The 25,717-nt window shown below is 40.6% G+C and carries 24 protein-coding genes; 17 read left to right on the plus strand and 7 right to left on the minus strand.

Annotated features, from left to right (window positions below):
* The first annotated feature begins 19 nt into the window (after positions 1-19).
* The 5 genes from KXQ82_RS15465 (at position 20) to KXQ82_RS15485 (ending at position 6,591) form a co-directional block, all read left to right on the plus strand.
* Entirely contained in the window at positions 20-3,403 is a 3,384-nt protein-coding gene (locus KXQ82_RS15465) for a DUF6443 domain-containing protein (RefSeq protein WP_219489344.1), read from the plus strand.
* A gap of 15 nt (positions 3,404-3,418) precedes the next feature.
* The gene (locus KXQ82_RS15470) at positions 3,419-3,661 is read left to right on the plus strand and encodes a DUF7683 domain-containing protein (RefSeq protein WP_219489345.1); all 243 of its coding nucleotides are present in this window, start codon (positions 3,419-3,421) and stop codon (positions 3,659-3,661) included.
* A 675-nt stretch (positions 3,662-4,336) separates the two neighbouring features.
* The gene (locus tag KXQ82_RS15475) at positions 4,337-4,519 is read left to right on the plus strand and encodes a hypothetical protein (RefSeq protein WP_219489346.1); all 183 of its coding nucleotides are present in this window, start codon (positions 4,337-4,339) and stop codon (positions 4,517-4,519) included.
* Positions 4,520-4,586: 67 nt separating this feature from the next.
* The gene (locus tag KXQ82_RS15480) at positions 4,587-5,792 is read left to right on the plus strand and encodes a cupin domain-containing protein (RefSeq protein WP_219489347.1); all 1,206 of its coding nucleotides are present in this window, start codon (positions 4,587-4,589) and stop codon (positions 5,790-5,792) included.
* Complete coding sequence (locus KXQ82_RS15485; protein WP_219489348.1) at positions 5,782-6,591, plus strand: nucleotidyltransferase domain-containing protein; 810 nt, start codon at positions 5,782-5,784, stop codon at positions 6,589-6,591. Before KXQ82_RS15480 ends, KXQ82_RS15485 begins: the two co-directional genes overlap by 11 nt.
* Here KXQ82_RS15485 and KXQ82_RS15490 read toward each other — a convergent pair.
* Together KXQ82_RS15490 and KXQ82_RS15495 are read right to left on the minus strand one after the other, a co-directional pair.
* Positions 6,584-7,105 (minus strand): NUDIX domain-containing protein, encoded by a 522-nt coding sequence (locus KXQ82_RS15490; RefSeq protein ID WP_219489349.1) that lies wholly within the window; start codon positions 7,103-7,105, stop codon positions 6,584-6,586. The genes KXQ82_RS15485 and KXQ82_RS15490 overlap by 8 nt on opposite strands.
* Before the next feature lie 32 nt (positions 7,106-7,137).
* The gene (locus KXQ82_RS15495; RefSeq protein WP_369412470.1) at positions 7,138-8,358 is read right to left on the minus strand and encodes a type IV secretory system conjugative DNA transfer family protein; all 1,221 of its coding nucleotides are present in this window, start codon (positions 8,356-8,358) and stop codon (positions 7,138-7,140) included.
* A gap of 104 nt (positions 8,359-8,462) precedes the next feature.
* Between KXQ82_RS15495 and KXQ82_RS15500 the strand changes: the two genes are divergently transcribed.
* Positions 8,463-8,663, plus strand: a complete 201-nt coding sequence (locus KXQ82_RS15500) for a hypothetical protein (protein ID WP_219489351.1) — start codon at positions 8,463-8,465, stop codon at positions 8,661-8,663.
* Positions 8,632-10,314, plus strand: coding sequence for a recombinase family protein (locus KXQ82_RS15505; RefSeq protein WP_219489352.1), 1,683 nt, complete (start codon positions 8,632-8,634; stop codon positions 10,312-10,314). Before KXQ82_RS15500 ends, KXQ82_RS15505 begins: the two co-directional genes overlap by 32 nt.
* Here KXQ82_RS15505 and KXQ82_RS15510 read toward each other — a convergent pair.
* Together KXQ82_RS15510 and KXQ82_RS15515 are read right to left on the minus strand one after the other, a co-directional pair.
* Positions 10,306-10,785: a hypothetical protein gene (locus tag KXQ82_RS15510; RefSeq protein ID WP_219489353.1), complete on the minus strand. Its 480-nt coding sequence runs from the start codon at positions 10,783-10,785 to the stop codon at positions 10,306-10,308. The genes KXQ82_RS15505 and KXQ82_RS15510 overlap by 9 nt on opposite strands.
* The gene (locus KXQ82_RS15515; RefSeq protein ID WP_219489354.1) at positions 10,772-11,653 is read right to left on the minus strand and encodes a nucleotidyltransferase domain-containing protein; all 882 of its coding nucleotides are present in this window, start codon (positions 11,651-11,653) and stop codon (positions 10,772-10,774) included. Before KXQ82_RS15515 ends, KXQ82_RS15510 begins: the two co-directional genes overlap by 14 nt.
* A gap of 343 nt (positions 11,654-11,996) precedes the next feature.
* Here KXQ82_RS15515 and KXQ82_RS15520 point away from each other — a divergent pair, with 343 nt between their 5' ends.
* The 5 genes from KXQ82_RS15520 to KXQ82_RS15540 all read left to right on the plus strand — a co-directional run bounded on the left by KXQ82_RS15520 (position 11,997) and on the right by KXQ82_RS15540 (position 16,615).
* Positions 11,997-12,416 (plus strand): hypothetical protein, encoded by a 420-nt coding sequence (locus KXQ82_RS15520; protein ID WP_219489355.1) that lies wholly within the window; start codon positions 11,997-11,999, stop codon positions 12,414-12,416.
* 56 nt (positions 12,417-12,472) lie between these two features.
* Positions 12,473-13,405: a hypothetical protein gene (locus tag KXQ82_RS15525; protein ID WP_219489356.1), complete on the plus strand. Its 933-nt coding sequence runs from the start codon at positions 12,473-12,475 to the stop codon at positions 13,403-13,405.
* 127 nt (positions 13,406-13,532) lie between these two features.
* The gene (locus KXQ82_RS15530) at positions 13,533-13,805 is read left to right on the plus strand and encodes a helix-turn-helix domain-containing protein (RefSeq protein WP_219489357.1); all 273 of its coding nucleotides are present in this window, start codon (positions 13,533-13,535) and stop codon (positions 13,803-13,805) included.
* A 390-nt stretch (positions 13,806-14,195) separates the two neighbouring features.
* The gene (locus tag KXQ82_RS15535; protein ID WP_219489358.1) at positions 14,196-14,675 is read left to right on the plus strand and encodes a hypothetical protein; all 480 of its coding nucleotides are present in this window, start codon (positions 14,196-14,198) and stop codon (positions 14,673-14,675) included.
* Between the two features lie 398 nt (positions 14,676-15,073).
* Positions 15,074-16,615, plus strand: a complete 1,542-nt coding sequence (locus KXQ82_RS15540) for a recombinase family protein (protein WP_219489359.1) — start codon at positions 15,074-15,076, stop codon at positions 16,613-16,615.
* An 88-nt stretch (positions 16,616-16,703) separates the two neighbouring features.
* Here the strand turns inward: KXQ82_RS15540 and KXQ82_RS15545 are convergent, their stop codons facing one another.
* Positions 16,704-16,976, minus strand: a complete 273-nt coding sequence (locus KXQ82_RS15545) for a hypothetical protein (RefSeq protein WP_219489360.1) — start codon at positions 16,974-16,976, stop codon at positions 16,704-16,706.
* A 331-nt stretch (positions 16,977-17,307) separates the two neighbouring features.
* Here KXQ82_RS15545 and KXQ82_RS15550 point away from each other — a divergent pair, with 331 nt between their 5' ends.
* A complete protein-coding gene (locus KXQ82_RS15550; RefSeq protein ID WP_219489361.1) occupies positions 17,308-17,883 on the plus strand; it encodes a hypothetical protein in 576 nt (191 codons plus the stop codon).
* Between the two features lie 86 nt (positions 17,884-17,969).
* On the opposite strand, the gene KXQ82_RS15555 is transcribed toward KXQ82_RS15550, so the two are convergent.
* Positions 17,970-19,097 carry a GAF domain-containing protein gene (locus KXQ82_RS15555; protein ID WP_219489362.1) on the minus strand — a complete coding sequence of 376 codons (1,128 nt, stop codon included), beginning with the start codon at positions 19,095-19,097 and terminating at the stop codon, positions 17,970-17,972.
* Between the two features lie 481 nt (positions 19,098-19,578).
* Here KXQ82_RS15555 and ileS point away from each other — a divergent pair, with 481 nt between their 5' ends.
* From ileS to KXQ82_RS15575, 4 genes are all read left to right on the plus strand, one after another.
* Positions 19,579-22,968, plus strand: coding sequence for an isoleucine--tRNA ligase (gene ileS / locus KXQ82_RS15560; RefSeq protein ID WP_219489363.1), 3,390 nt, complete (start codon positions 19,579-19,581; stop codon positions 22,966-22,968).
* 13 nt (positions 22,969-22,981) lie between these two features.
* The gene (locus tag KXQ82_RS15565; protein ID WP_219489364.1) at positions 22,982-23,359 is read left to right on the plus strand and encodes a TraR/DksA family transcriptional regulator; all 378 of its coding nucleotides are present in this window, start codon (positions 22,982-22,984) and stop codon (positions 23,357-23,359) included.
* 3 nt (positions 23,360-23,362) lie between these two features.
* Positions 23,363-23,968 (plus strand): lipoprotein signal peptidase, encoded by a 606-nt coding sequence (locus KXQ82_RS15570; protein ID WP_219489365.1) that lies wholly within the window; start codon positions 23,363-23,365, stop codon positions 23,966-23,968.
* A gap of 200 nt (positions 23,969-24,168) precedes the next feature.
* Complete coding sequence (locus tag KXQ82_RS15575) at positions 24,169-25,164, plus strand: alpha/beta hydrolase fold domain-containing protein (protein ID WP_219489366.1); 996 nt, start codon at positions 24,169-24,171, stop codon at positions 25,162-25,164.
* 79 nt (positions 25,165-25,243) lie between these two features.
* Here the strand turns inward: KXQ82_RS15575 and KXQ82_RS15580 are convergent, their stop codons facing one another.
* Positions 25,244-25,717, minus strand: a complete 474-nt coding sequence (locus KXQ82_RS15580) for a GyrI-like domain-containing protein (RefSeq protein WP_219489367.1) — start codon at positions 25,715-25,717, stop codon at positions 25,244-25,246.

Consider the following 25,717-nt stretch of genomic DNA (forward strand, 5'->3'; position numbering starts at 1 on the left):
GACAAACTAAATAGCTGCTATGCTTTTATACAATAAGCTCTTTTTTAAATTAAAACTTAAGTTTATCACAACAGGTTTACTTACCGTATCAACCGTAGCCACAGTTACCGCGCCGGTAGTTACAAATACCTGGCACGTAACTAACACAGTTGTTGCAAAGGAAACGGCAACTAAAATTACCCAAGCCCATAAGATACAGGAAAAAAGCAAGACTAAGGTGTTTTTCTCGCCGCCCTGGACAGTCCCGTGCACCTATTTAGCAGCCACTGCGAGCTTCGATGAAAATTATGTTGAAACCTATACCGCAACCGCCCCTGTAACCGCCGACTGGCAGTTGCATAACACGTGCGCATCCACCCTGTCCGTGCAGTACCTCGATGGCATCGGCAGGCCTATGCAAAACGTACAGGTTTTGGGCAACCAGGATGCTACAAAGGATATAGTACAGCCGATAGCGTACGACGAGCTTGGCCGCGAGGGTAAAAAGTATTTGCCCTATGCGGATAACGTGGAGAGCATTGGGTCGTATCGTGCCGATGCGCTGCAAACAGGCGTCCAACAAGCGGCGTTTTATAATACTCCTCCCACGGGCGTAACGCAGATAGCAACACCAGTTGCAGAAACCAACTTTGAACCATCTCCCCTTAATCGGGTTTTGGAACAAGGCGCACCTGGAAACGACTGGCAATTATCCGCAGGCCATACGGTAAAGGTTAGTTATGGTGTTAATGTTGCAAACGACGTTCAACAATACGAAGCTACGCCGGTAACAACAAATGGTTTAGAGTATAAGCGAACTTTATCGGCATTGGGTTCTTACCCTGCGGGACAGCTTTATCTTACTGTTACCAAAGACGAGAACTGGGTAACAGCCATGGCTAAGATTGGCACTACTGAAGAATATAAAGACAAATATGGCCGCGTCATTTTAAAGCGTAAGTACGACTCGGCGGGGCAGGCACTTTCAACCTATTATGTTTATGATTATCTGGGAAACCTGACATTTGTTTTAACTCCAAAAGCCGACCCGGATTTGGGAAGCATTAGCCAGGCTGCACTTGATGGTTTGTGTTACCAATATTTTTATGATGGTAGAAAAAGATTGATAGAAAAGAAGATACCTGACAAAGGCTGGGAGTATATGGTCTATAACAACCAAGATCAGATGGTCGCGGTTTCAGATTCTAATTTTGGAAATTCCTGGAAGTTTACGAAATATGATAACTTAGGTCGTATAATTATTACGGGCTGGTATTACAGCGGTATTTCCAATCGCGCTACGACCCAATATATGATAGACAGTGGTCCTCAATATGAAACAAGGGTACCCGGTAGTGACTATACAAATGTTGCTTGGCCAACAAGTAGTTCTTATATGAAATTCACTAAGACTTATTACGATAACTACGATATTCCTGGATTACCGTCAACATATGATTTTCATACCCAACATAGCCAATTGACTCAGGGAATGGCTACTGCAACAATATCAAGCGTCCTCTATTACCAAGATATGCTTTGGAGCGTAAACTATTACGATGATTTAGGGCGTATTACCGACGTTTATGCCCAACATTACTTGCAGGGATATGGATATTTGAATACGGGCAACTATGATCATACAACAAATACTTACAATTTTAATAACCAGATAAGTACAAGCAAAAGAGAACATTTTACAACGACAGGCGGTTTAACAGCTAAAGTAACTATCCAAAATACCTATTATTACGATCATATGGGTCGTAAAAAGCAGTCGTGGGAACAAATCAACACACCTACAGTGCCCAATGCGACCAATGTGTTACTTAGCCAGGTCGATTACAATGATATAGGTCAACCATTTAAAAAACACCTACATAGTGAGGATGGCGGGAATAGCTTTTTGCAAGATATCACATATGCTTATAACGAACGTGGTTGGTTAAAAGATATCAACTCTCCATTGTTCCATGAGCAAATGCGATATAATACGCAGACTCAAGGTGCCACTGTAAATTATAATGGAAATATCTCCGAAGAAGAAACTACTACATCCTCAGGTAACCGGTCGTTCAAGTATGCTTACGACGCGGTAAATCGTTTAACCGACGGAATTTCATCTGGCAACAATTTAAGCGAAACCGGTATAATTTACGATAAAGGCGGCAATATGACTAAACTTTACCGTAATGGTGCAGTTTTAAACAATAGCTATTATTCAAACAGTAATCAAATGTACGCTTCAAGTGGTTTGGTTAACACTCTAACCATTTATGGTCCTATGCAGTACGACGGAAACGGCAATTTGTATTTCGACTATAGAAATGATAGGATATTGTACGCTGATTTCAATATTTTTGGTAAACCGGATGATTTTAGCGGTTCTATGGATATGTTTATTTGTTATGATGGTTCCGGTGAAAAAATTGAAGAAGAGGATAATGTATCAGGTATTTACCGGTATTATATAAAAGGTATGGAGTATACCGAGAATGTCAATATATCTATCCCACTGGCAATTGATTTTATTCAAACTGAGGAAGGGAGGGCTGTGCCAAACGGTAGCGGAGGTTTCAAGTATGAATATACCTTAAAAGATCACTTAGGCAATAATAGGCTAAACTTTGATGAAGATCCATCTATAACAACTCCTACGCCAAGAGTAATCCAGGAAACGGACTATTACCCATTTGGTTTAAGCGCCACGATATCTGTTTTTGGTAATAAAAATAATTACCTTTATAATGGGAAAGAGTTAAGAGATCAGTTTAATGAATACGATTATGGAGCAAGATATTATGATCCAGTTATTGCGCGGTGGACGGGTATTGACCCTTTAGTGGAGGATTACGAGCATCTTTCACCTTACAATTACGCCGAAAACAACCCAATTAATAATATTGATATTGACGGAATGTGGTCTCGTAGTACAAATGCAGATAATGATGATGGCAAACCGAAGCCAGCCCCACCAGCTCCGAAACCATTAAAAGAGGTTATTATCAAGGGGAAATTACCTCAATCGGAAAATGCTGCTGCTCCTGCAATTCCTTTCCTAGTAGGTTTAGCAGAAAAAGTTCCTGCTCGTTTGTTACTTGCGGATGTTACTTTGCAAGAAGTACCTGTCGTTAATCTTATTCTCGATGGCATTACGATATATTATTTGCTTAAGGACGTACATTTCGCTGCCTACACACCTGCGCCTAAGACGCTCAAGGGATTTCCTGGTGCAAAAAGAACAGGAAATAAAGGAAGTGGACGAACAAGATGGAAAAATAATGATGGCAAGCTTTTAGAGTGGGATTCACAACATGGTGATGTTGAAGTGTATAATGATCGAGGTAATCATCTTGGTAGCGCCAATCCAGATACAGGTGAAATGACAAAGGATCCGGTAGGTGGACGTAAAATTGAACCATAAACATAGGCAGTGAGTATGAAAATAGAAAGATTAATAAGTTGGTATGATAAGGATACTCAAGATCTTGTAGGCGAGCAGAATATAGATTTTTTAGAATTTCAGGATTTAAAAAAAATATTTATGCCACAACCCAATGATCCATTGATGTATAACCCATACAATATATATGTTCATGAAGCCGAAATGTTAAAGTTATTACTTGACTTTGACTTTGACTTTGAAAGGTTTAATTATCAATTAGATTGCTTTCAAGTGTAAAATCAAGACGGAGATAGATTGAATCCTTATTTTATATTCAGTAAAGAATTGACTGCGAGATTAAGTTATTACCAAATCGATATTGAATTTGATATCTATTGTTTAACAAAACAGAGTGCTCTCGATGCAAATTGTAAGAGTGTTAAAAATAGTATGTGGAAATTGTAGGCAAATTTTGCCTAGAAATAAAAGGGTAGTCGATTAATCAAAACTATTTACAATATTGTAATTCATAAGTCTTTCGCGAACCGCGCCGCGAATGGAGCCAACCGTCTGCATAGAGAGAGCGACGCGGCTATGCAGTATGTCTTACACGAAACAAGGCTATCGTGAAAGGATTGAGCAATAAACGATAGCCTTGTGAAGCAGTTGGCGACCAGCGGTGAGCTTCAACAAAGCAAGCGGGTAGCTTGTATGTGCTGCAATGCAATGAAGCGCATTACAAGCTACAGGCAGCTTGCATGCGCAACGACCTTACTCCAAACAAATACTATGACAAGTCGGCCGCGAAAGCGAATAAGCCGGTCAATCCAGGCATGTGCTTGAAAAGCTTATGCCTGGATTGACGAAACTTGGCGTTGGGTTTGTGGAGTTTGAGAGTGAAGCATACCGATTTTCCGGAGTTGATTTATTTAAATAAATTATTTATATATTAGAGTTATTAAATTAAATCTTATGAAATCTAATTTAGATCCTCAAAACAATGTTGTAGAAGTTGGATTAATCGAAGTAAGAGAAGAAGATATTCGAATTAATAATGGAGTTAATACCATCGATTTGAATTTATCGGTTAACCTAAAACCTTCGGATGATGAAAAAAATGAGTTAGATTACGACACTCATTTGGATATTAAGTAATTAGCTCAACTTCTATTGAGCCACTAATGAGTTTCATTAGTGGCTTTTTTATTAAATAATAACGGCCATGGAGTTTCTTAACTTTAAAAACCTAATTACACCAAAAACGCTTAATGATTTTTTTGCCAATTATTGGGAAAAAAATTACTTAATAATTAAAAGGGATGATCGCCGCTTCTTTGATTCAATTTTGACTAAGGATGATATTAATGCGTTTTTAGCACGGAAAGACATCATTTATCCATTTATAAGGATAATTAAAGATGGTCACTCGTTGTCGAAATATGAATATATAAAAGCATCTGAAGAGCCTGATTACAATATAATAGATACCGACAAAGTATTTGATGTCTATAATGGGGGTGGAACAATCGCTATTCAAAAAGCACAATTATCAATAAGTAAACTATCCGACTTTTGTGATTCAATCGAATATGAGACTGACATAAGTACTAATGCGAATGTTTATGTCACACAAAAAAACACAAGCGGGTTCAACACACATTATGACACTCATGATATTTTCATTTTACAAATCGATGGAAAGAAAACTTGGCGCTTATATGATTCTTTGTTAGACCTACCTTTATCAAGCCAAATTATTAGCGACGAGGAATCTAAAAAATATAAAGATGTCGTTCCTGCTATTGAAATTGAACTTTTGCCAGGAGATATGATTTATATACCAAGAGGGTTTGTTCACGATACTTTTACTACTGATAATTCGTCAATTCACATTACATTGGGTGTATTTCCGTATACACGTGTGGACTTTATAAAAAAGATTCTATTAAAGGCTGAACAAGAAAAAGAGTTTAGAAAGTTCCTACCAACTAAATTTTCTACTGATGAAGAAAAAGAATATTTTATAAAAAATTTCAAATTGTATATAAAGAATTTTATCGATGAAATTTCCTTTGAGGATTTGTTGAACTCCTTTGACAATAATTTTTTAGCCACAAGATACCCAAATAACAAAAATCGCTTCGCGAATAGTTCTCAAATAGTTAATATGTCCTTAAGGTCTATTATTAAACTTCGAGATAATGTGTCTTATAAATATATTTCGAATTCCAATTCTTTGGCGATACTCTTTTATGATAAAGAGATAACTTTCCCATTATACTTAAAGGAAACAATAGACTCCATTTTACAAACTAAACAGCTATCCGTTACTGAGCTTAGAGGCCCAATTGATAATAATAGCAAAATGCTGATTGCAAAAAGAATGGTTTTATCAGGCCTCTTAGAAATAATCGGAAATGAAATTTAAAGTTTTAGAATTAGGCGATTTCGTAAAAACTAATGATGAAAACTATTTAATAAATACGAATTCTCTACAAACCATAAAGCAACCATTTTTAGAACCAATCAGTGATATTGTCAATCACTACTGTAATATATTCAAAAACAAAATCCATAGTATTTATTTGCGAGGTTCGGTAGCAAGAGGAAAAGCCATAATAAACTTTTCTGATTATGATTGCTTTGCCATTTTAGAAGAGCCAGCCACCGAACAAGAAATTTATGCTATCCGACTAATTGAAAAGGAATTATTAATTAAATATAAATTCGTTTCAAATTTTGACTTGTATTATATAAATTATAATGATTTAATTACTAAGGAGGATTATAGCCATTGGATTTTTACGATTGAAATTCAATCGGTATTTCTTTTTGGTAATAATCTAATAAATAAACTGTCTAAATTTAGGCCTAATAAAGAGATAGCGTTTGCTATTCAACACTTAGAAATTAGTATTAATAAGGCATCTTCTAAGCTGCAACAAGTTTTTGAACCTTCATTAACAAAATACTGGTGTTCATGGATTTGCAGGAAATTTGTGAGATGTGGTTTGGAATTAGTCATTGAACAAGAAAAACAATATACTAATGAACTTTTCTTATGTTACAAAACCTTCTCGAAATACTATCCCGATAAAAAGAATGATATGGAATTGGCTTTAAATCTGTCAATAAATCCAACTATAGTAATTGAAGACATTTTAAGTTTAATAAAATCACTTGGGCATTGGCTGATTGAGGAAAGAATTAGGAAATATTCTAAATAGTTTTTTGATTTAATGTTTTCAACGCTTCACCTAAAAAAAAAACAGCCATTTGCCTGTTGAATAAGCTTGCTTGATAATGATCGGTTTGCATATCTTTAGAATGTATATTCTGCAATTCCATGATTTTTTTATTCAGACCATCAATCGCAACAGTAATACATTTCCACGTTTTTTTTGTTTTGAGTTCGTCTATATCTACTGTACTTGGTTGGCTTATGTTTGTTGTGAAATTACAAAGGTACCCCCTAATAATATATTTCTTTTTTAAATATTGTCGATATTGAATTACACTTCCTAAATATCCAACTATTTCAACTTCAACCCCGGTCTCTTCCATAATTTCTCTCAATAATGCTGTTTGGTAAGTTTCTCCAGATTCCACACCTCCTCCAACTAAGATATCGGAAATCAAGAGGACTTCATCGGTTATGGGGTTTATTATGACGGCTTTAGCAGTCCGCCTTATTGTATAATTGTTGTCTGCATTTATTTTGTTTAAAAATAAACGATTCATGTGGCTTTATTGTACATTTTCATGCACTTATGTCAACAACCTACATTGGTCTTTTGGGTTATAGCACTAAACGGCTTGCTCCCACTACCATCAATCAACAACCTCAAATACATGCAATACCTCGGCAGGTTGATAAAGTCGTCCGGCCTAAACACCGGGTAAAACTCCTCGGCCATGATCTTTGCATCTGCCGTTCCCAAACGAAAACATATAATCGTACCCACATTACCCAATATGGCGCTTTGCAAATCTCCTGACAATTGCTCCAAATACTGGTGTGTGAGAAACAGGCCTATTCCAAATTTGCGTACCTCGGAAAGCATCGTAGTGAACGAATTAGAAATAAATGAATGTGCTTCGTCAATGAAGATGTAAAACGGGGTACGCTTGTCTTCTGCTATGCTTGCTCTCCGCATGGAAGCCATTTGCAGGCCAGTAGTTAGCAAACTGCCCAGGATTTGCGAAACATCCTCGCCAATAAGTCCTTTGGATAGGTTGCATATCAATATCTTTTGACCGTTGACAATACCGTCCAGATCAATCCCGTATTGCTGTCCGACAATCTCCCGCAGTGTTTCGCTGGCAGCAAATACCCCTGCTTTATTAAGTATAGGCATAATGGCCTCGGCTTTTAGTGTGGCCGGGTAGTTATTGTATTCATTGTGCCAAAACGATAATATGTATTGGTTATCAGTATAGTGCAGTACCAGGTTTCTAAAGGTGCTATCAAGCAATAGCGGTTGAATGTCTAACAGCGTTGCCGTGGGATAATCCAATAACGTTAATACCGAAAAGCGCAATATGTATTCCAACCGTGCCCCCCAGGTATCACCCCAAATTCGCTTGAACATCATCACTATTTCAGAAGCTACTAAATGCCGCTGTTCCAGCGGCACGTTCGCAAAGGGATTGAAGCCCGTGCGGTGGGCTGGTGCGGTGGCATCAAAGTAAATCACATCTGTCTTTCGATGTTCGGGAATAGAACGGATAAGTTTCTCAGCAACGTCACCATGAGGGTCTAATACCGCAATTCCGTGGCCCTTTTTAATATCGTCATACGCCATGTTGAATAACAGGGTCGATTTACCGACACCGGACTTTCCGATAGCGTATACGTGCTGCAAACGGTCTTTCGATAAAATTCCAAACACCTTGTTCGTGTTGCGCCAGTTCGTTATGCCAATGGGGGTGAACGGTTGTAAGGGTTCATAAGAAGTCATGTACTTCTGTATGGTATGAAATATCATTTGCATAAAAAAGAGTGGCTAATTTGTTTTTGACACCCAAAAAGCCACTCTTTTTTAATACTCGCTCTTTGCCATACTTATATCTATGCAAGAATTAACATTATGGTATTATGAAAAAGCTACACAATAAATCAAATATTAACGTCCCCAAAGCGGAGCCACGTGGTTTATTGTGTAGCAACAATGACGTTAATCGTGGCTCCGCTTTGGGTTATACAGACAAAGAACCGACCATAGAGGAACTGATCAATATGTTATCAGAAATTATTGTTGATGCCTATGTATTTTCAAAACGAACAAAAGAAGAGTAACCGTGCCGTTATCTATTGCCGGGTGTCATCAGAAGAGCAAGTAAAAGGATATAGTTTAACCATTCAGGAACAATTGTGCCGCGAATTCGTGTCGGCACACGGATTTGAACTGGCAGAAATTTTTATAGAAAAAGGCGAAAGCGCCAAAACCCTTGACCGTACAGAACTCAATAACATGTGGGAGTTCTGCAAGCAAAAGAGTAATAACATTCAATATATCGTTGCCTATAAGGTTGACCGCATTGCCAGAAACAGGCATGACTACCGGGAACTGGACATCAAGCGGGTAAAATACGGCCTGCGATTCCGCTATGTGTCAGAACAATTCGATGACAGCCCGGCGGGCAGGTTTATGGAGGACATGTTTGCCAACATGGCCCATTTTGACAACGATGTGCGCACAGAAAGAGCGATGAGCGGAATGCGCGAAGCGATGCGCCAGGGACGCTATGTATGGCATGCCCCCATTGGCTATATCAATGCGAAAATTGATGGTAAAGCCAATATTATACAAACAGACAAAGCTCCCCTTATGGCAGAAGTATTCAGGGAGATTGAGACCGGTTTATATGCTACTGACGAGGTACGCTTGCGCATGGCAAAAAAGGGGTTGGTGACAAGAAAGGGAGCACCTGTTACCAAATCGCAATTTTACCGGTTAGTCAGAAACAAAGTGTATTGCGGCATTATTGATAAATTCGGGGAACAACACAAAGGCTCTTATACCCCTATCATTTCTGAAGCCTTGTTTAACGTGGTACAACAGCGCCTAAGCGGCAGAACCATCAAAATGAAGGTATATAGCAAAGAGCACCAGGACTTCCCCCTGAGGCGGTATATCGTCAATGAAGAGGGTCTGAAACTGCGAGGTTATTGGGCGCAGGGCCGCAAGAAAAAATACCCTTATTATGGCTTTGAGCTAAAGAACAGCACTATCAGAAAAGAGGTCTTAGAGCAGGCATTTGTCACGTTTTTAAGTGCCTTTGAATTTGACGCTAAATATTTAGAGGTATTAAAGCAAAATTTGACCTTCCATTTGAAACGAAAGGATAAAGACGATGTCCAAAGCAAATCAGCTATTGATACCAAAATAAAAGAAGTGTACGACCAAATGCACCATTATAGCAAAAACGAGTTCAAGGGCATTATCAACAGCGACTTATTGAAAATTCACATGGAAGACTTAACTTTTCAACTGCGGACTCTGGAGAAGCAAAAAGAAGGCTTGGGAAAACAGGAAAGCTTCGATATCGAGGAATTACTTTCATTTGCTAAAGAGTTCCTTAAAAACATAAGCACCGTATGGGCCACAAGATCATTTGAAATTAAAACTAGGTTTCAGTGGTTCGTTTTTCCACAAGGCGTCATCCTTGAAAATAAAATATTGCGAACCATGAAAGTGTGTAAGCTTTTCAAGCTAAAAGATGATATTAGGAAAGCAATTTCCACTAATGTGCACAATAGCGAAATAAATAAAAACACCGTGTCCAGAACAAAATTACCTATCATGGATGAATATCTCTTTGAAACAAAGGAGTATTGGGAAGAAATTGCAAAGGAAATAATAGAAGCTCAAGATATTTTGGCTGACAAAACACCCAAAAGAAGAAGTTGTCAAAACATGTCGGATTTTAATACCCAGCTATCTTAGCCAAATGCTAAGTATTAACATGAACATACCTGAATAAATTAGAATGTAGTTATGGAGAAAGAACTTTCCTTTTCCCTTGTTGGTACCGGCATGTGACCAAGATTCAGGATAAATAGATTCTTTAGCAAATGTCCCCTTTTTACAAAGGCCCAAAACATTCTCAATCTTGGCCTGAATTTGCTGCTGGGACTTAAATCCACGCTCCAGATCCTCAAGATAAAACACCCTTAAAATTATTACGGACAATGTTGCGAGAACTGTAAAATATGCTTTTTGATGAATCGAAATAGGTGCTGTAGACGTTAAAATATAGCCCGATGAGGTAACAAATAACCCAAGTGCCCAGGTACATATATTTTGCACGCGCTCTCTAATAACTTTAGTGGCAGAATACCGCTCATCCAATGCATTGAGTAGTATTTCCACCTTTTTATCGTCTGAAATAATGAGTTTGATATCAGAATCCTGCATATTCCCAACACTTAAGCATAAATTTTCTTACATCGGCCGCCGACCTGTCGCTCCCTCTGAACAAATACATTAATTCACTGACCTCGACATACTCATTTACCGTAATTGCATTATCCATATCATCGTAGATTTTTTTAATTACCTTTTTCAAAGTCTCTGAGTAATTATATTGGTTAAAATTAGTGTTAGGGACGTTATAAACTAGTGATTCGATAAAAAACGATGAGATAAACTTTTCCTTAATAACACCTGTATCAATTAAGTTATTTCTTATATTCTTGAGCATACGAACCGTACGCTTATACATCCTTGAGGTGGCTGTATTCTTTGTAACTCCATTAGCATAGTGCTGTTCCGGATAGCTTTCCACAGTTCCCCCATCATCAGAAATAAATTTGATACCTATGGCACCAGCAGTATATGCATCACTCATTCGCTTCATCGGAAAACACGGTACAACATCCGCATTTACACGATTAGTATTCCCTTGTATAAAAATGCATTTGTCTTTTCTCTTGGCATCCGTACCAAACTTGTTTTTCAAAACCAGTTCAACATCATTTTTAAATTGCGGAAAATGATACGATGCGTCTTGTGTATTTGCATCGTAAATTCTTTTTTGTTCGTCTGATAAAAATACCAGGTTAGGAAAGTATGACCCATTATACCGAACAACAATGTCGACATCACTATCTTGCTTAACGTTAGTATCGTTCTGATACGAACCCTGGAGAAATATATCGATACCATACCCAAATTTGGTACGCAGCACTTGAGTCACCTGACTGACTACATTCTGGCATTTAGTATCCTCTGTTTTACTTAGGGGCTTTGACCAGGTTATAAGTTGTTGTTCTGAAACTGCCATAATTATATATAAATGTAATATAAAGAAATATATTAGAAAGTAAATACCAGAAGCTTAAATGAGACCTAAACTCTACAACAATTTGTACCACTATTGCCTAAATAGTCCTTACCCGATAGGTTATTGTAGTGGTATTGGGCACAGTAGTTCGAGTACCCTCGCTGTGCGTGAGAGAATGGTAACTCTTGTCCGTCAGCTGGTCATTTTTGGCACTTGCCCAGTTATACAAGACTCCGGTTGAGCAGCTATATTGTTGGAGAACTAAAAATATATTGCGTCATTAATTCAATAGAACAATTATTAAAAAAGTAACGAATTCGTTACTTTTTTAATATCTTTGAATATGGAAAAGATAAAAGTAACATTGAACATCACGCACGATGAGATCCACTATTCGGGATGGTTCCGGTACGGTGAATATGGTAATACTATTAAAGGTGAAAGTATGGACGAACTTGAGAACAACGTCAGGGCCGATCTAAAAAAGCATTGCCAGATAGAAAATGTCACTATTGACCGCCGATTCGATGTATCGGATATATTCGGGAATTTTGATTTTATTAATGTTTCTGCTTTTGCAAGATATATTGACCTCAACGAAAGCTTATTACGGCAATATAAATCAGGCGCAAAAATGCCTACGGCAAAACAACTAAGTAAAATCGTAATGGTTTTTAGGGGTGTAGCAGACCGCATGAACAAAATTGCTTTAGCTTTTGATGGCAAGCCTGTTTTGGATAGTGATTGGCATAAGAGTATTTGAATTTACATTCAAATGAAAATCTCAATTACATCGACTATTTAACTACTTTGATTAATATGTCATATTCAGATAAATACTTACAGGCTCATGGATTATTCCATGACCGCTCCTTTGAAGAATTCTGCTCAGAAATACCGGTGTTCTATTTTAAAAAAGAAGTACCGGAAGATGTGATTCAGAATTTTGAGGTCGTAGAGAAACTCCTTGCATTTAGCTACTATGAATATAAATTTATAGATGAAGCCTATTCAAAAGCCGTTCATACATTAGAAATGGCCATGGCTATTAGGTACAATGAATTGAGTTTGCCTCGCAACGGAAAATTGGTCTTTGATCATTTGATAAAATCATTGGTCGCAGAAAATTGTTTTGATACCAACATGGAAACTTTAATACAGGTTAAACAAACGAGAAATCATTTTGCGCACCCTGACAGGCATAGTTTTGGGGGTGTTGTTTACTGGAATCGTATTGAGTTTATTTCAAGATTGGTAAATGAATTGTATGAAAACGTAAGTTTGAGGATTGAAAGACGAAAACTGTCTCATGAATTTATCGCGGATTTACATAAGCGTAACCTTAATAAATTCATCATTATGAAAAAAGGTGCAAATGCGCCGGTCATTTTATTTGACCTATCTCTCCTTTGGATAAATAATAAATTGCCGTCATACACCTACCAATTACAATATACGCCACTTTTTGACTTAACTTATGAAACCGAATACCAAATAAACGTACCTGAGATTTTTTCATTAAAGATCACCGAACCGAAATTTATAGGAAAGAAACTTAGAGCCATTGATACAGATACTGGTGATGCGATTTGCTTTTCTTCTATCATGGATAATCCTGACCGATTTCCTTTGTTCGAAAAATGGAAACATGAATATGACAGCATTAAATGGAACGGCATGTTTGAACATAGTATTCAAATGGCATCTTCAAATATTTTAGTACCGGAACTACAAAAATTCCACAAGACATAGCCTTGGCCACCTTAACCTGGAATCCTGGATTTCGTTTATAACGTCAAACCTATGTAACTCTAATTATTGTCTTTAGAACTATTTTACCCCCCTTATCAAGTTTCCATGCCATTGTTATCCTAATGGCATGGAAAGAACCAGTCGAACATTTCCAAACACATTGCGTTTGCATCGAAAGACGATGGGGTATTCCCAGCGACAGGTTGCGACACTGTTGGGCCTGCATGACACCGTGCCGATTTGCCAGTGGGAAAAAGGGGCTAAGCTCCCCAACACCGTCAATCTCATCAAACTGAGTTTGATCTATCGCACCTATCCCAATGAACTCTATGACGAGCTGTTTTACACCTTTCGCGCGGACTTAAAAGAAAAGGAACTGCAACAGTTCACCATGTCTTGATTGCTAAGGGTATTGTCCTTTATGTCCGATAGAGTGGCTCTTTATTTTCAAAAATGAATGGCCTCCCTTATCGAACGATACGAACGGATATAAAATAAAAAAAACGAGCGAACGATCGATGCTATTAAAAGTAACAGCACCAACGTATGAAATCATTTAATCACCATTCACACAATTACAATCCAATAGAAATACAACTTGCCCACGAAATATCATCACGTCTCAATGATCCTGAGGCTATGCCATTATACCTCACTTATGCGCAACAGCTTCCGCACGAAAAACTGCGCGAGATTTTAAACAAAGTATGCTCCATTCCAGAGAAACAAATTAAGCGAACTCGTGGCGCACTCTTTACCTTCCTTGTCGGCCAATACAAAGAGTACGGACATGGTTATCCTCGGAATTAGCATTGGTACCAGGACGTCCGGTATCGCCATACTCAGTAACCGGAGTTTAGTATCATGGGATACGCTCTCGTTCAAAGACAGCTGGTCGCAACAGAAAGGCAGCTATATCATTTCAAAATATGAGCGGTACATGAAAGAGCATAACGTCACGATGGTGGTGCTGAAAATCCCCCGAATCAGTCACCATACAGATGCAATCATTGATCTCATAAATAAAATCGGTTCGATCATTTATCCGGGCTGCATGGTGGAATACAAAACCCAGGCTGAAATAAAAGCGGCTATTCCCGAGATAAAAAATAGCCGGGACTTAATGAATCATACCGCTACATTATACCCGATCTTGGAACGGCATAAACACCGCGAATTGCAAAACAAGAACAGCTATCACGATAAAATGTTCGAGGCCGTCTTAGTGGCCCACTTAGTGAAGGAGGAATACGGAAATCCCCCAAAATAGCTGTACAAAACAAATACGCCTCCCTACAAACGAAAACATTGGAAGCATACAATAAGGGAAACATAACACAATTTAATATGAGTATAATTCCTCCCTTTTTTGACGTAGATGGAATGGAAGACCTCTACGTATTAGTGCTCTGGCCGTATGTGCAGAATCTCATGGAGTACGATTGGTTCAGACAAGAATGCTACCTTTTACAGGCATTTGAAGATCAGCCCTATCACGATTCCTCTTATTTTGTTCCTATGACCAGAATTATGGAAGTTGAACGATTACAGGACAATTGTACATTCTTTCACCATTAGTTCTGTAGGACAAATTTGCCTCCCTTTTGGGAGGCTTTATTTTTCGCTATCTTTAAGTAAATCAATTCTTTCACAATTAAACATCAAACCATGAACGAAACCAAACGGGTCGGGATATGGATACGGGTATCCACCGACATGCAAGTACAGGGCGATAGTCCCGAGCACCACGAACAACGCGCCAAGCATTATATCCAATTGAAAGAATGGGAAGTCGCAGAAGTATATCGGCTGGATGCCATCAGCGGAAAATCAGTGATGGGGCACTCGGAAACCAAACGCATGCTGGCTGACATCAAAAGCGGGCACATCACCGGACTGGTATTCTCCAAACTGGCACGTCTTGCCAGGAACACCAAGGAATTATTGGAGTTCGCAGAACTTTTCCGGGCCTCTAATGCAGACCTGATTTCATTAGCCGAAAGCATTGATACCAGCAGCCCGGCAGGCCGCCTGTTCTACACCATGATCGCGGCAATGGCGCAGTGGGAGCGCGAAGAAATCGCCGCACGCATATCAGCCTCCATTCCCATCCGCGCCAAGCTCGGCAAATTCATTGGCGGCAAAGCCTCCCTTGGTTATCGCTGGGAAGACAATCAATTAGTGATTGATGAAACGGAGGCACCAGTGCGTAAACTGGTGTATGAATTGTTCCTGAAGTATAAACGCAAGAAGACCACCGCCAAAGCATTGAACGAGCTTGGACACCGCACGCGGGACGGCAACTTGTTTTCAGATTCCACAGTGCTCAACCTGCTGCGCGACCCCGCCGCAAAAGGCGAACGCAGGGCAGCATTTAGCCAAACCAAGGGACAAGGCAAATCGTGGGTCTTAAAGCCCGAAAGCGAATGGATACGTGTACCATGCCCCGCGATAGTTTCAGCGGAGCTATGGAACGAGTGCAATTTCATCATGGACGAGCAGCAGAAACTCAGAAAGAAACCCGGACCTAAAGCAGTACATCTTTTGTCAGGCTACATGAAATGTGCCTGTGGCAAGTCAATGTACGTATTCCACAAATCCCTGATCTATGTGTGCAGAAAGTGCAGCACCCGCATTGCGGTCTCCGACATTGATGAGATATACCAGACATACCTGAAAGACTATCTTTCAGGCATTGACTCGGCCCAATACTTGGAACAGTCCGATCAGGAATTGCACGAAAAAAAGCAATTGCTTGATGTGGTTTCCAAGGAACGCGCCAAGTTAGCGAAGCAAGTGAACACGCTGGTGCAACTGCGAATGGACGGAGAACTGGCAAAGGAACGGTTCAAGGAGCAATACGACCCGCTCGAAGAACGTATCAGCCAGCTTGATAGGCAACTGCCGGAACTGGAAGCCGAAATCGATGTCCGTACCATTACACGGCTATCATCGGAAACGGTCTTCGCAGAAACCAGGACCCTGTATGAACAGTGGCCCAATATGCCATTTGAGCAAAAACGCTCAATCGTGGAAACCATAACCGAGAGCATTGTGATCGCAAAAAATGAAATCGTCATCCGGCTGGCCTACGAACCTCCCTCCATGAGAAATGGTGGAAAAAGGCAAAGCAATAACGCTTCTGCTGTAATGTTAATTCCCCTTTGTCTGTTTTCATGTTTGTTTTGTTTAAATGTTGTAACGTTTTAAGGTTGTAATGTTGAATGATTAGTTGATTAGGTTTGGTTTAGTTAAGTGGTTGGATGAGGTTAATTAAGTTAGTTTATAAATGCTGTTATTAACCCGTCAGCAGGGAAGCTTCGGCCAAAAAGTGGGCAGAACAATGCAGGCTTTCATCCACCCGTGAGCGTGGGCCTTGTCGCAACGTGCGGGCCGGCGCTGGCGGGAATGGCGGTTTAGCCGTACTGAGTGGAGCAAAGTGTAACGGTGCGGCGTAAAGAACCGACAGGGCGCGCAGGGCAGCTGTGTTGCGACTTGACCTTTTGGTTACTTTTGGGTCAAGCCAAAAGTAACTAAGCCCGTCGCGGCTATGAGCGACACCCAAAGCCATTCACCCCACAGCTATCACTCCCTCACCCAACACCAATAAAATGCAATCGAAAAATCAAAAGGCCATCGAAAAACCATCCTCCTGACAAACCCCAAACGGGTGCTACCGGCTAAAAAACTCGCCCGCAGCGCAATCCATACAAGGTACGAAATTTTGCCGGGATTTTCAAGAAAGAGAGGTGAAAGAAATATTCAGTTTACCTGCTTGTGGTCGGTGTTATCAACGTACCACCAACCGTAAAATATAGCAAAATTTATCGGGATAAGCAAAAAATAAATAACTAATAAACACAAAACATTGCTTATATTGCATTAGCTACTCACTAAACCCTATGATTAAATTTACACCCGCACTGATTATAATATTTTCGACTTATTGTTCAACCCTGCCATTACATCATCAATCAGATAAAGGCGATCGGTTCAGGCATTACATTACTACTTTAAACCATATACCACTGCCACTTCGAAGTTCAACTTTACATCTCAAATTTAACAATGTGTCACCCGGGTATGATAGAAAGGAATTTGAATTGTTTCACGACCGAAATACCACCAGACCTTTAGGTATATTATTTAAAAACACGAAATACACTGTTATTGCAGATATTTCTATAGGCGATCAAGGGCCTGTGCCTTTTTTTACATGTTATGATGATAAAGGTAATGTGACGGATTCACTGGCGCCTTACCCATTGAGCGGAGATGATGAAGAGTCGATTACATTTGAAAACCTATTGGTAACCGCGAAACAAAAAATAGTTGTTACTGATACAACGAACACATGGAAGCTTGATGCAAAAGGCAAAGCTATTCCACACTCAACTAAAATCACAGCCGGAATTACATACTATAGTCTTTCACCAAGAGGCAAGTTCCTTAGTAGGCATATTAGCTCCCTACTATAAACATCCCCGTTGGTCGGGATTTATAATCCTCCGCTGTTCGATTCTCCGACTTCGAACTCATATGCATGTAGACTGCGTCTACATACTCACGCCGCAGGCATTGCGTTCACCTGGTTGGCCACATTCACTACCTCGCGTATCTTAACATCCAAACGGTTTATGGCAACATCCATCATTTCCAGGTATTCGGTAGTGGCCTGGTAGTTTTCCAGTTTTATCAGGTTCATTAGCCCCATTATCGAGGCCAGCGGCCCGCGGTACTCATGCGATTGGATGTACGATATCCGGCGCAGCATTTCGTTTTGCGCCACTATCTTTTGCTCGTACAGCTTGCGCTCAGTTACGTTGCGGATGCTGTATGATATCCCGATGATCTGTTTATCGTTATTAGTAGCGGGCTCAAATGATGCTTCCCACCAAATGCGGCCCAGTTCGGGGTAATCCGTATAACCTTCTTCATAACCACGAATCCCGTTAAGGCAGGCTGTTGCCCGTTTAATAAAAGTATCTTTAAAGTTGGGCTCAATATAATCAACAAAATTGTGGCCGCGGTTAAGTATCCTGTGGTAAGCGGTTTTAATAAATTTGTAGGCGGTTTTGTTATAATCCATCACCTCGTACTGCATCCCCAGCAACACATGGAAATTTACCGAGCTCTCAAAAAACGCGCGCAGCTTAATATCGGCTTCATTGTTTTTACGCCGCTCTGCTATCACTTCCTGCTCATGCTGTACCAGCAGGTCGTTGTTAAGCTTCAGTTCCATCATCGTCATGATCTGTTTGCCCAGCATTTTCAACATCATCTGCTGGTGCTTGTTCAGCTCACGGGGTTTGGGGTCTATTACACAAAGTGTACCTAAACAATCGCCCTCGTGAGTAATAAGAGGCACCCCTGCATAAAAACGAATGCCGGTTTTGCCTTTAACCAGCGGGTGGCTGGCAAAGCGCTTATCTTTAAGGGTATTGGGTATCAACACCAGCTCATCGCCGGTTATGGTTTGGTTGCAAAAAGTGGATGCGCGGGGTGTGCTTTCAAGGTCGATCCCTACACGCGCCTTTATCCATTGCGTGTCTTTATCCAGTAAATTAATGGTGGCTATGGGGCATTCGCAAATTTCGGATGCCATTTCTAAAAGCTGGATCAATTCTTTATCAGCCTGTAAATTATACTTCGTAAAGCGTTCAACAGACTTTATTCGCAAGCTCTCATCCATTCGGTCAAATTAATCCAACAGTTAAATTACGGGGCAGTAAGTTTACGAATTTAATTAAAACTAAGTTTTATTTCAAAATATAAACAGGCATCCAAACCACAATCGGCACGTAACTTTTTCATTACGATAAAAATGGCCTGTAGCGCGCGTTAGGGATAGCAGTGGAAACCCCGGAGCGAAGGCCCGCTATCGGGACTGAGTGAGGAGTTGCAACGGATAGCCCGGCCGCAGGCAACGCCCAAATTATTTGCCACCAACACTTTCTCTGTGCCTCTCTGCGCAACCCTCTGTGCTCCCTGTGGTTAAAAACAGCTTATCCAAATTTAACCGCAAAGTGCGCATAGAGAAAACACAGGCTACGCAGTGTAAATCATTAAAAAAAATCCGACATCGAACATCCGACATCCGACATCAAAAAGACTATCTTTTTCATATAAAATTCCTTAAATTTGCACCTCTAAAAATTGAGGTAATAGTATTGATGTACAACGAATATAAGCAGCTTAACCTATCGCAGATCGGCAAGGACGTACTGGAATTTTGGAAAGAGAACAACATCTTCGAAAAAAGTATCAGCAGCCGCCCGGCCGATAAACCATATACGTTTTATGAGGGCCCGCCATCGGCTAATGGTATGCCCGGCATTCACCACGTGCTGGCGCGCTCTATTAAAGATATTTTTTGTCGCTATAAAACCCTTAAAGGTTACCAGGTAAACCGCAAAGGCGGTTGGGATACCCACGGCCTGCCAATTGAACTGGCTGTCGAAAAATCGCTGGGCATTACCAAAGATGATATCGGCAAAAAGATCTCCATCGATGATTATAACGCCGCCTGTAAAAAGGAAGTGATGCGCTATACCGATGTGTGGAACGACCTGACCGAAAAAATGGGTTACTGGGTTGACCTAAACGACCCGTACATTACCTACAAAAACGAATACATAGAGAGCCTTTGGTGGATACTTAAACAGTTGTATGATAAGGATCTGTTGTATAAAGGTTACACGGTGCAGCCATATTCACCAAAATCGGGCACAGGTTTAAGCTCGCATGAGTTAAACCAGCCGGGTACTTATAAAATGGTGAAGGATACCACCATTGTGGCCGAGTTTCATTTAAAAAATGATCAAAAACACCCACTTTTACCCACCTTGTTTAGCGAGGCTGATGAGGAAACCGTAATTTTAGCATGGACCACCACACCGTGGACCCTGCCATCAAACTGTGCCTTGGCCGTTGGCGAAAAGATAGATTACGTTAAAATTAAAACCTTTAACCAATATACTTTTAAACCTGTTAGCGTGGTATTGGCCAAGGCTTTGGTTGGAAAATATTTTAAGCCTGAGGCGGAAAATGCTTCGTTTGAAGATTATAAGGGTGGCGATAAAATGATCCCCTGGACGGTAACAGCCAATTTTAAAGGCAGCGACCTGGTAGGTTTACGTTATCATCAACTGATGCCTTATGTAACTAATGCCGACCTGGAAGCCAACGCATTCCGCGTGATCCCGGCAGATTTTGTTACTACCGAAGACGGTACCGGCATTGTACACACCGCCTCTGTTTTTGGCGCGGACGATTTTAGGGCCTGTAAAGAAAACAACGTACCATCAGTAATGGTGTTGGATGAAACAGGCAAAGAAGTGCCTTTGGTGAACAAACAAGGTAAATTTGTTGACGAAGTTACCGATTTTGCAGGCTTTTACGTTAAAGAAGAATACTACAGCAAAGAAGAACGCGAAGCACCCGGTTTTAAGGCGACGGATGTATTAATATCCATCAAACTAAAAACCGATAACAAAGCCTTCGACGTTAAAAAATACGAGCACAGCTACCCGCACAGCTGGCGCACCGATGAACCGATATTATATTACCCACTTGATAGCTGGTTCATCCGCACCACAGCTGTTAAAGATAAACTGGTAGCCCTCAACAAAACCATCAACTGGAAACCCGAAAGCACCGGAACCGGCCGCTTTGGCAATTGGCTGGAAAATTTGGTGGACTGGAACCTGTCGCGTTCACGCTACTGGGGTACGCCCCTGCCTATCTGGCGCAGCGAGTCCGGCGAAGAAAAATGCATAGGTTCTATCGAAGAATTAAACAAAGAAATAGACGCTTCGGCTCAAGCCGGATTTATGCCGAAAGGTTACCGTTTGGCAGATATGCACCGCCCGTATGTGGATGATGTGATATTGGTATCGGAATCGGGCAAAAAAATGTTCCGCGAGGCCGATCTGATCGACGTTTGGTTTGATAGCGGCGCCATGCCCTACGCGCAATGGCATTTCCCTTTTGAGAACAAAGAGGAGTTTGCCGCCGCCTACCCTGCTGATTTTATTGCCGAAGGTGTGGATCAAACCCGTGGCTGGTTCTTTACCCTGCACGCCATAGCGGTAATGCTGAGCGAGGCAAGCGATGAGGTAAAAGCCATCAACCAAAAAATAGGCAACAAAGGTATCGCCTTTAAAAATGTGGTATCTAACGGTTTGGTGCTGGATAAGAACGGCAACAAAATGAGCAAACGCTTAGGCAACGCAGTTGATCCTTTCGAAACCATAGAAAAATATGGTGCCGATGCTGCCCGCTGGTACATGATCAGCAACGCATCGCCATGGGATAACTTAAAATTCAATATTGAAGGAATAGATGAAGTGCGCCGTAAGTTCTTCGGTACATTATACAATACCTATTCGTTCTTTGTGCTTTACGCGAATATTGACAAGTTTGATTACAGCGAGGCAGAGATAGCAATAAATGACCGCCCGGAAATAGACCGCTGGATCATATCCTTATTAAATACCTTAACCAATGAGGTAGATGAGCTTTATGCCGATTTTGAACCTACCAAAGCCACCCGCGCCATCCAGAACTTTGTGGATGAGCATTTGAGCAACTGGTACGTACGCTTAAGCCGTCGCCGTTTTTGGCGGTCGGATAGCACAACAGATAAGTTATCGGCATATCAAACGTTATATACTTGCCTAACCACCATCGCGAAACTGATGTCGCCGGTTGCGCCGTTCTTTGCAGAGCGTTTATTTACCGATCTGAACAGCATCACCAAAAAGGAAAGCATACAATCTGTTCACCTGGCCGATTTCCCTGCGTACAATGCCAACCTTGTGGATAAAGCTTTAGAAGAGCGCATGCAACTGGCGCAGGATGTATCATCGTTGGTATTATCGTTGCGTAAAAAAGTAGGCATCAACGTTCGCCAGCCTTTGGGCAGGATATTATTGCCGATACTGGACAAAAACTTTAAAACACAGGTGGAACTGGTGAAGGAACTGATCTTATCAGAAACCAACATCAAAACCATTGAATACATAACCGATACCGCCGGGCTCATCAAAAAGAAGATCAAACCTAATTTTAAAGCATTGGGTGCTAAGGTTGGTAAGGACATGAAAGAGGTAGCTGCCGCAATTACTAATTTAACAGCGAACGAAGTAGCGACCCTTGAAACAGAAGGAAAAATCTCAATACTAAATACTCAATACTCAGTACTGCTTGAGGACGTTGAGATCATTGCCGAAGATGTACCCGGATGGCAAGTTGCTAACTTAGGCAAACTAACCGTGGCTTTGGATGTTAGCATATCCAACGAGTTAAAGGAAGAAGGCATATCGCGTGAATTGGTGAACAGGATACAAAATCTGCGTAAAGCGAAGAATTTTGAGGTGACCGATAAGATAAGTGTAAGACTATCAGACCACCCCTATATTACCGATGCGGTGAAAAATAATTTATCCTATATTTGCGCCGAAATTTTGGCGGACAGTTTATTGGTTGACACTCAATTAACTACAGGCGATGAAGCCCTGATTGATGATAACAAGATATTGATTGAAATAAGTAAAATATAAAGTAGAAAATAACGTGGAAAACGAAAAAACAAGGTATTCTGATTCAGAATTACAGGAATTTAAGCAATTATTATTAGACAAGCTAAAAATTGCGAAACAAGAATTAAACAACCTTGCATCGTCATTAAGCAGCCCTAACTCGAACGGAACTGATGACACCGCAGGTACATATAAAACTTTAGAAGATGGCTCTGCGACTTTAGAGAAAGAGCAGATCAACCAATTGGCTGCCCGTCAGAAGAAATTTATTGAGCAATTAGAAGCCGCCCTGATCCGTATCGAAAACAAAACCTACGGCATTTGCCGCGAAACTGGTAAACTGATACAAAAAGAGCGTTTACGCGCCGTACCGCATACTACCTTAAGTATGGAAGCTAAATTGAAACAGTAGTAAATGAAGGCATCCTACGTAAAACCTTTTCTTACTGCTACTATTATCATTATTGCCGACCAGGCCATAAAAACATGGGTTAAATACCACATGTATATTGGCCAGGAGATCCGTTTTATGGGTAGCCGGGGTATGCTGCACTATACCGAAAACAACGGTATGGCATGGGGCCTTGAGCTTGGTGGCGATTTTGGTAAACTGATATTAACGCTTTTCCGTATTGTGGCGGTTTGTGCCATAGGCTACGGTATATATTACCTGGTTAAGCACAAGTACCATCGCGGGCTCATCATGAATGTATCGCTCATATTCGCAGGTGCCATGGGTAATATCATCGATTCTACCTTTTATGGTATGATATATCATTACGACCGCATATTTCACGGCCGTGTTATCGATATGTTTTACTTCCCGCTCATTTCGGGCTATTTCCCAAAATGGGTCCCTGTTTGGGGTGGCGAAGATTTTATCTTTTTCAGGCCGATATTTAACCTTGCCGATTCCGCCATATCAGTGGGCGTTATCCTGATACTCATCTATCAAAAACACTACTTCAAACACGAGCACGTTGAAGAAAGCAGTTTGAATAGCGAGGTTGTTGAAGAGTAATTTTAAATGTGCAGATATGCAAATGAGTAAATGATACTCAATATGCAGATGTGTGAATGAGTAAATGTGCAAATGATAAGGCCTATCATTTTGAACATTTACTCATTTTTGTTTTAGATCATTTGCAAATCGGCACATTTGCATATTTGCACATCCATACCACTTTTAACTTATATTTGGGTTAATATAAACCCTGTTTTGTGAATAGCCTCGAAAAAATAAAACTAAGTTGCTGTATCGGCTTTTTGTTAGTACTCACACTTAAAACAAAAGCTCAGCACCAGGAATGGCGCACGGGTATCCGCGATACCAGTTTCAATACCATGCGCGATTACCGCCAGAACCTTAAAAAATATCCATTCATCCGGCTGGTTCCCGATAGTGTTACGTCGGCAGTTAAAGAAACCCGTAACCTGGTGTATTGCCAGGTAGATAACAGGCAGTTGCATTTAGATGCTTTCTCACCGGCATCCCGATCAAAAAAAACCACACCAGCAATATTGATCATCCACGGCGGCGGCTGGCGCTCGGGCGACCGATCACAACATATCCCGCTGGCGCAACACCTTGCAGCATTGGGGTATAGCTGTTTTACGATTGAATACCGCCTGTCAACCGAAGCCTTTTATCCGGCAGCAGTCAATGATATCAAATCTGCGGTGCAATGGGTACGCGCAAACGCTAAAAAATTCAATATCAACCCTAAGAAACTGGTGATCATGGGGTTTTCAGCAGGCGGGCAATTGGCAGCGCTTACGGGGCTTACCTCAAACTCTTCATTGTTCGATAAAAATGACTGCAACAAAAAACAGTCAAGCGCGGTGCAGGCTGTTATTGATATTGATGGTACCCTGTCATTCGTTCACCCCGAATCGCAGGAATTTAAAAATCCGCAGCAAACGGGTGCATCAGCGCAATGGATAGGCTTCACCATGGTTGAGCGCCCCGAGTTATGGAAAGAAGCAAGCCCCTTTACCTACGCGGCAGATAACAAAATTCCTTTTTTATTCCTCAACAGCGCGGTTGAACGCATGCACGCGGGTCGCGATGATTTCAAAAAACTAATGGACCAAAAAGGCATCTACACCGAAATCATTAATTTTAAGGATACACCGCATGCATTTTGTTTGTACCAACCCTGGTTTAACCCGATGGTAAACAATATTGATACTTTTTTAAAAAAGATATTTAACTAATTTACGAATGAGTAAATGTGCAAATGATAAGACATATCATATTGAACATTTACTCATTTTTATTTTAGATCCTTGCACATTATAAAACAGGTATCCATATTTCCTCTTCCGATTCTTCACTATCACTTTTATACTTCGCGCCCATAATAGCAAAATGCGGCCTGTTATCTAATACATAGCCAGACGCCGGCAACCAGTCCATAAAAATATACCGGTACGTTCGTGCGCCCTCACTGGCTGGCCCCTTATGCAAAAACACGGCGTATAACCCTGTCGGAAAAACAAGCGTTTCCAAGCCATCAGGTACCGAATTAAAGCCGCTTACTTCAGCCAGTGCCCATTTTTCAAATTCCTTTGCGGGATCAAAACTTTCAAAAAAGCCCGGCACATATACCTCCGCCGAATACAGATCGTTGCTAACAGCGTTTACAACTTCGGCCCGACGGGGTATAAACTCCCCCCATAATGCTGCTGTTTTATTATTTACAAAAGACATGGTCAGACTTTTACCTACCAACATCTTTTCAACGATAACTTCGGTCCTTAAAAACAT

This window comes from Mucilaginibacter rivuli (assembly GCF_019391655.1).
Lineage (GTDB): Bacteria > Bacteroidota > Bacteroidia > Sphingobacteriales > Sphingobacteriaceae > Mucilaginibacter > Mucilaginibacter rivuli.

Bases quoted from the DNA above. Each gene is read 5' to 3' on its own strand.
- KXQ82_RS15465 (WP_219489344.1), top strand. From the start codon at position 20: ATGCTTTTATACAATAAGCTCTTTTTTAAATTAAAACTTAAGTTTATC.
- KXQ82_RS15470 (WP_219489345.1), top strand. From the start codon at position 3,419: ATGAAAATAGAAAGATTAATAAGTTGGTATGATAAGGATACTCAAGAT.
- KXQ82_RS15475 (WP_219489346.1), top strand. From the start codon at position 4,337: ATGAAATCTAATTTAGATCCTCAAAACAATGTTGTAGAAGTTGGATTA.
- KXQ82_RS15480 (WP_219489347.1), top strand. From the start codon at position 4,587: ATGGAGTTTCTTAACTTTAAAAACCTAATTACACCAAAAACGCTTAAT.
- KXQ82_RS15485 (WP_219489348.1), top strand. From the start codon at position 5,782: ATGAAATTTAAAGTTTTAGAATTAGGCGATTTCGTAAAAACTAATGAT.
- KXQ82_RS15490 (WP_219489349.1), bottom strand. From the start codon at position 7,105: ATGAATCGTTTATTTTTAAACAAAATAAATGCAGACAACAATTATACA.
- KXQ82_RS15495 (WP_369412470.1), bottom strand. From the start codon at position 8,358: ATGCAAATGATATTTCATACCATACAGAAGTACATGACTTCTTATGAA.
- KXQ82_RS15500 (WP_219489351.1), top strand. From the start codon at position 8,463: ATGAAAAAGCTACACAATAAATCAAATATTAACGTCCCCAAAGCGGAG.
- KXQ82_RS15505 (WP_219489352.1), top strand. From the start codon at position 8,632: ATGTATTTTCAAAACGAACAAAAGAAGAGTAACCGTGCCGTTATCTAT.
- KXQ82_RS15510 (WP_219489353.1), bottom strand. From the start codon at position 10,785: ATGCAGGATTCTGATATCAAACTCATTATTTCAGACGATAAAAAGGTG.
- KXQ82_RS15515 (WP_219489354.1), bottom strand. From the start codon at position 11,653: ATGGCAGTTTCAGAACAACAACTTATAACCTGGTCAAAGCCCCTAAGT.
- KXQ82_RS15520 (WP_219489355.1), top strand. From the start codon at position 11,997: ATGGAAAAGATAAAAGTAACATTGAACATCACGCACGATGAGATCCAC.
- KXQ82_RS15525 (WP_219489356.1), top strand. From the start codon at position 12,473: ATGTCATATTCAGATAAATACTTACAGGCTCATGGATTATTCCATGAC.
- KXQ82_RS15530 (WP_219489357.1), top strand. From the start codon at position 13,533: ATGGAAAGAACCAGTCGAACATTTCCAAACACATTGCGTTTGCATCGA.
- KXQ82_RS15535 (WP_219489358.1), top strand. From the start codon at position 14,196: ATGGTTATCCTCGGAATTAGCATTGGTACCAGGACGTCCGGTATCGCC.
- KXQ82_RS15540 (WP_219489359.1), top strand. From the start codon at position 15,074: ATGAACGAAACCAAACGGGTCGGGATATGGATACGGGTATCCACCGAC.
- KXQ82_RS15545 (WP_219489360.1), bottom strand. From the start codon at position 16,976: ATGGCTTTGGGTGTCGCTCATAGCCGCGACGGGCTTAGTTACTTTTGG.
- KXQ82_RS15550 (WP_219489361.1), top strand. From the start codon at position 17,308: ATGATTAAATTTACACCCGCACTGATTATAATATTTTCGACTTATTGT.
- KXQ82_RS15555 (WP_219489362.1), bottom strand. From the start codon at position 19,097: ATGGATGAGAGCTTGCGAATAAAGTCTGTTGAACGCTTTACGAAGTAT.
- ileS (WP_219489363.1), top strand. From the start codon at position 19,579: ATGTACAACGAATATAAGCAGCTTAACCTATCGCAGATCGGCAAGGAC.
- KXQ82_RS15570 (WP_219489365.1), top strand. From the start codon at position 23,363: ATGAAGGCATCCTACGTAAAACCTTTTCTTACTGCTACTATTATCATT.
- KXQ82_RS15580 (WP_219489367.1), bottom strand. From the start codon at position 25,717: ATGTTTTTAAGGACCGAAGTTATCGTTGAAAAGATGTTGGTAGGTAAA.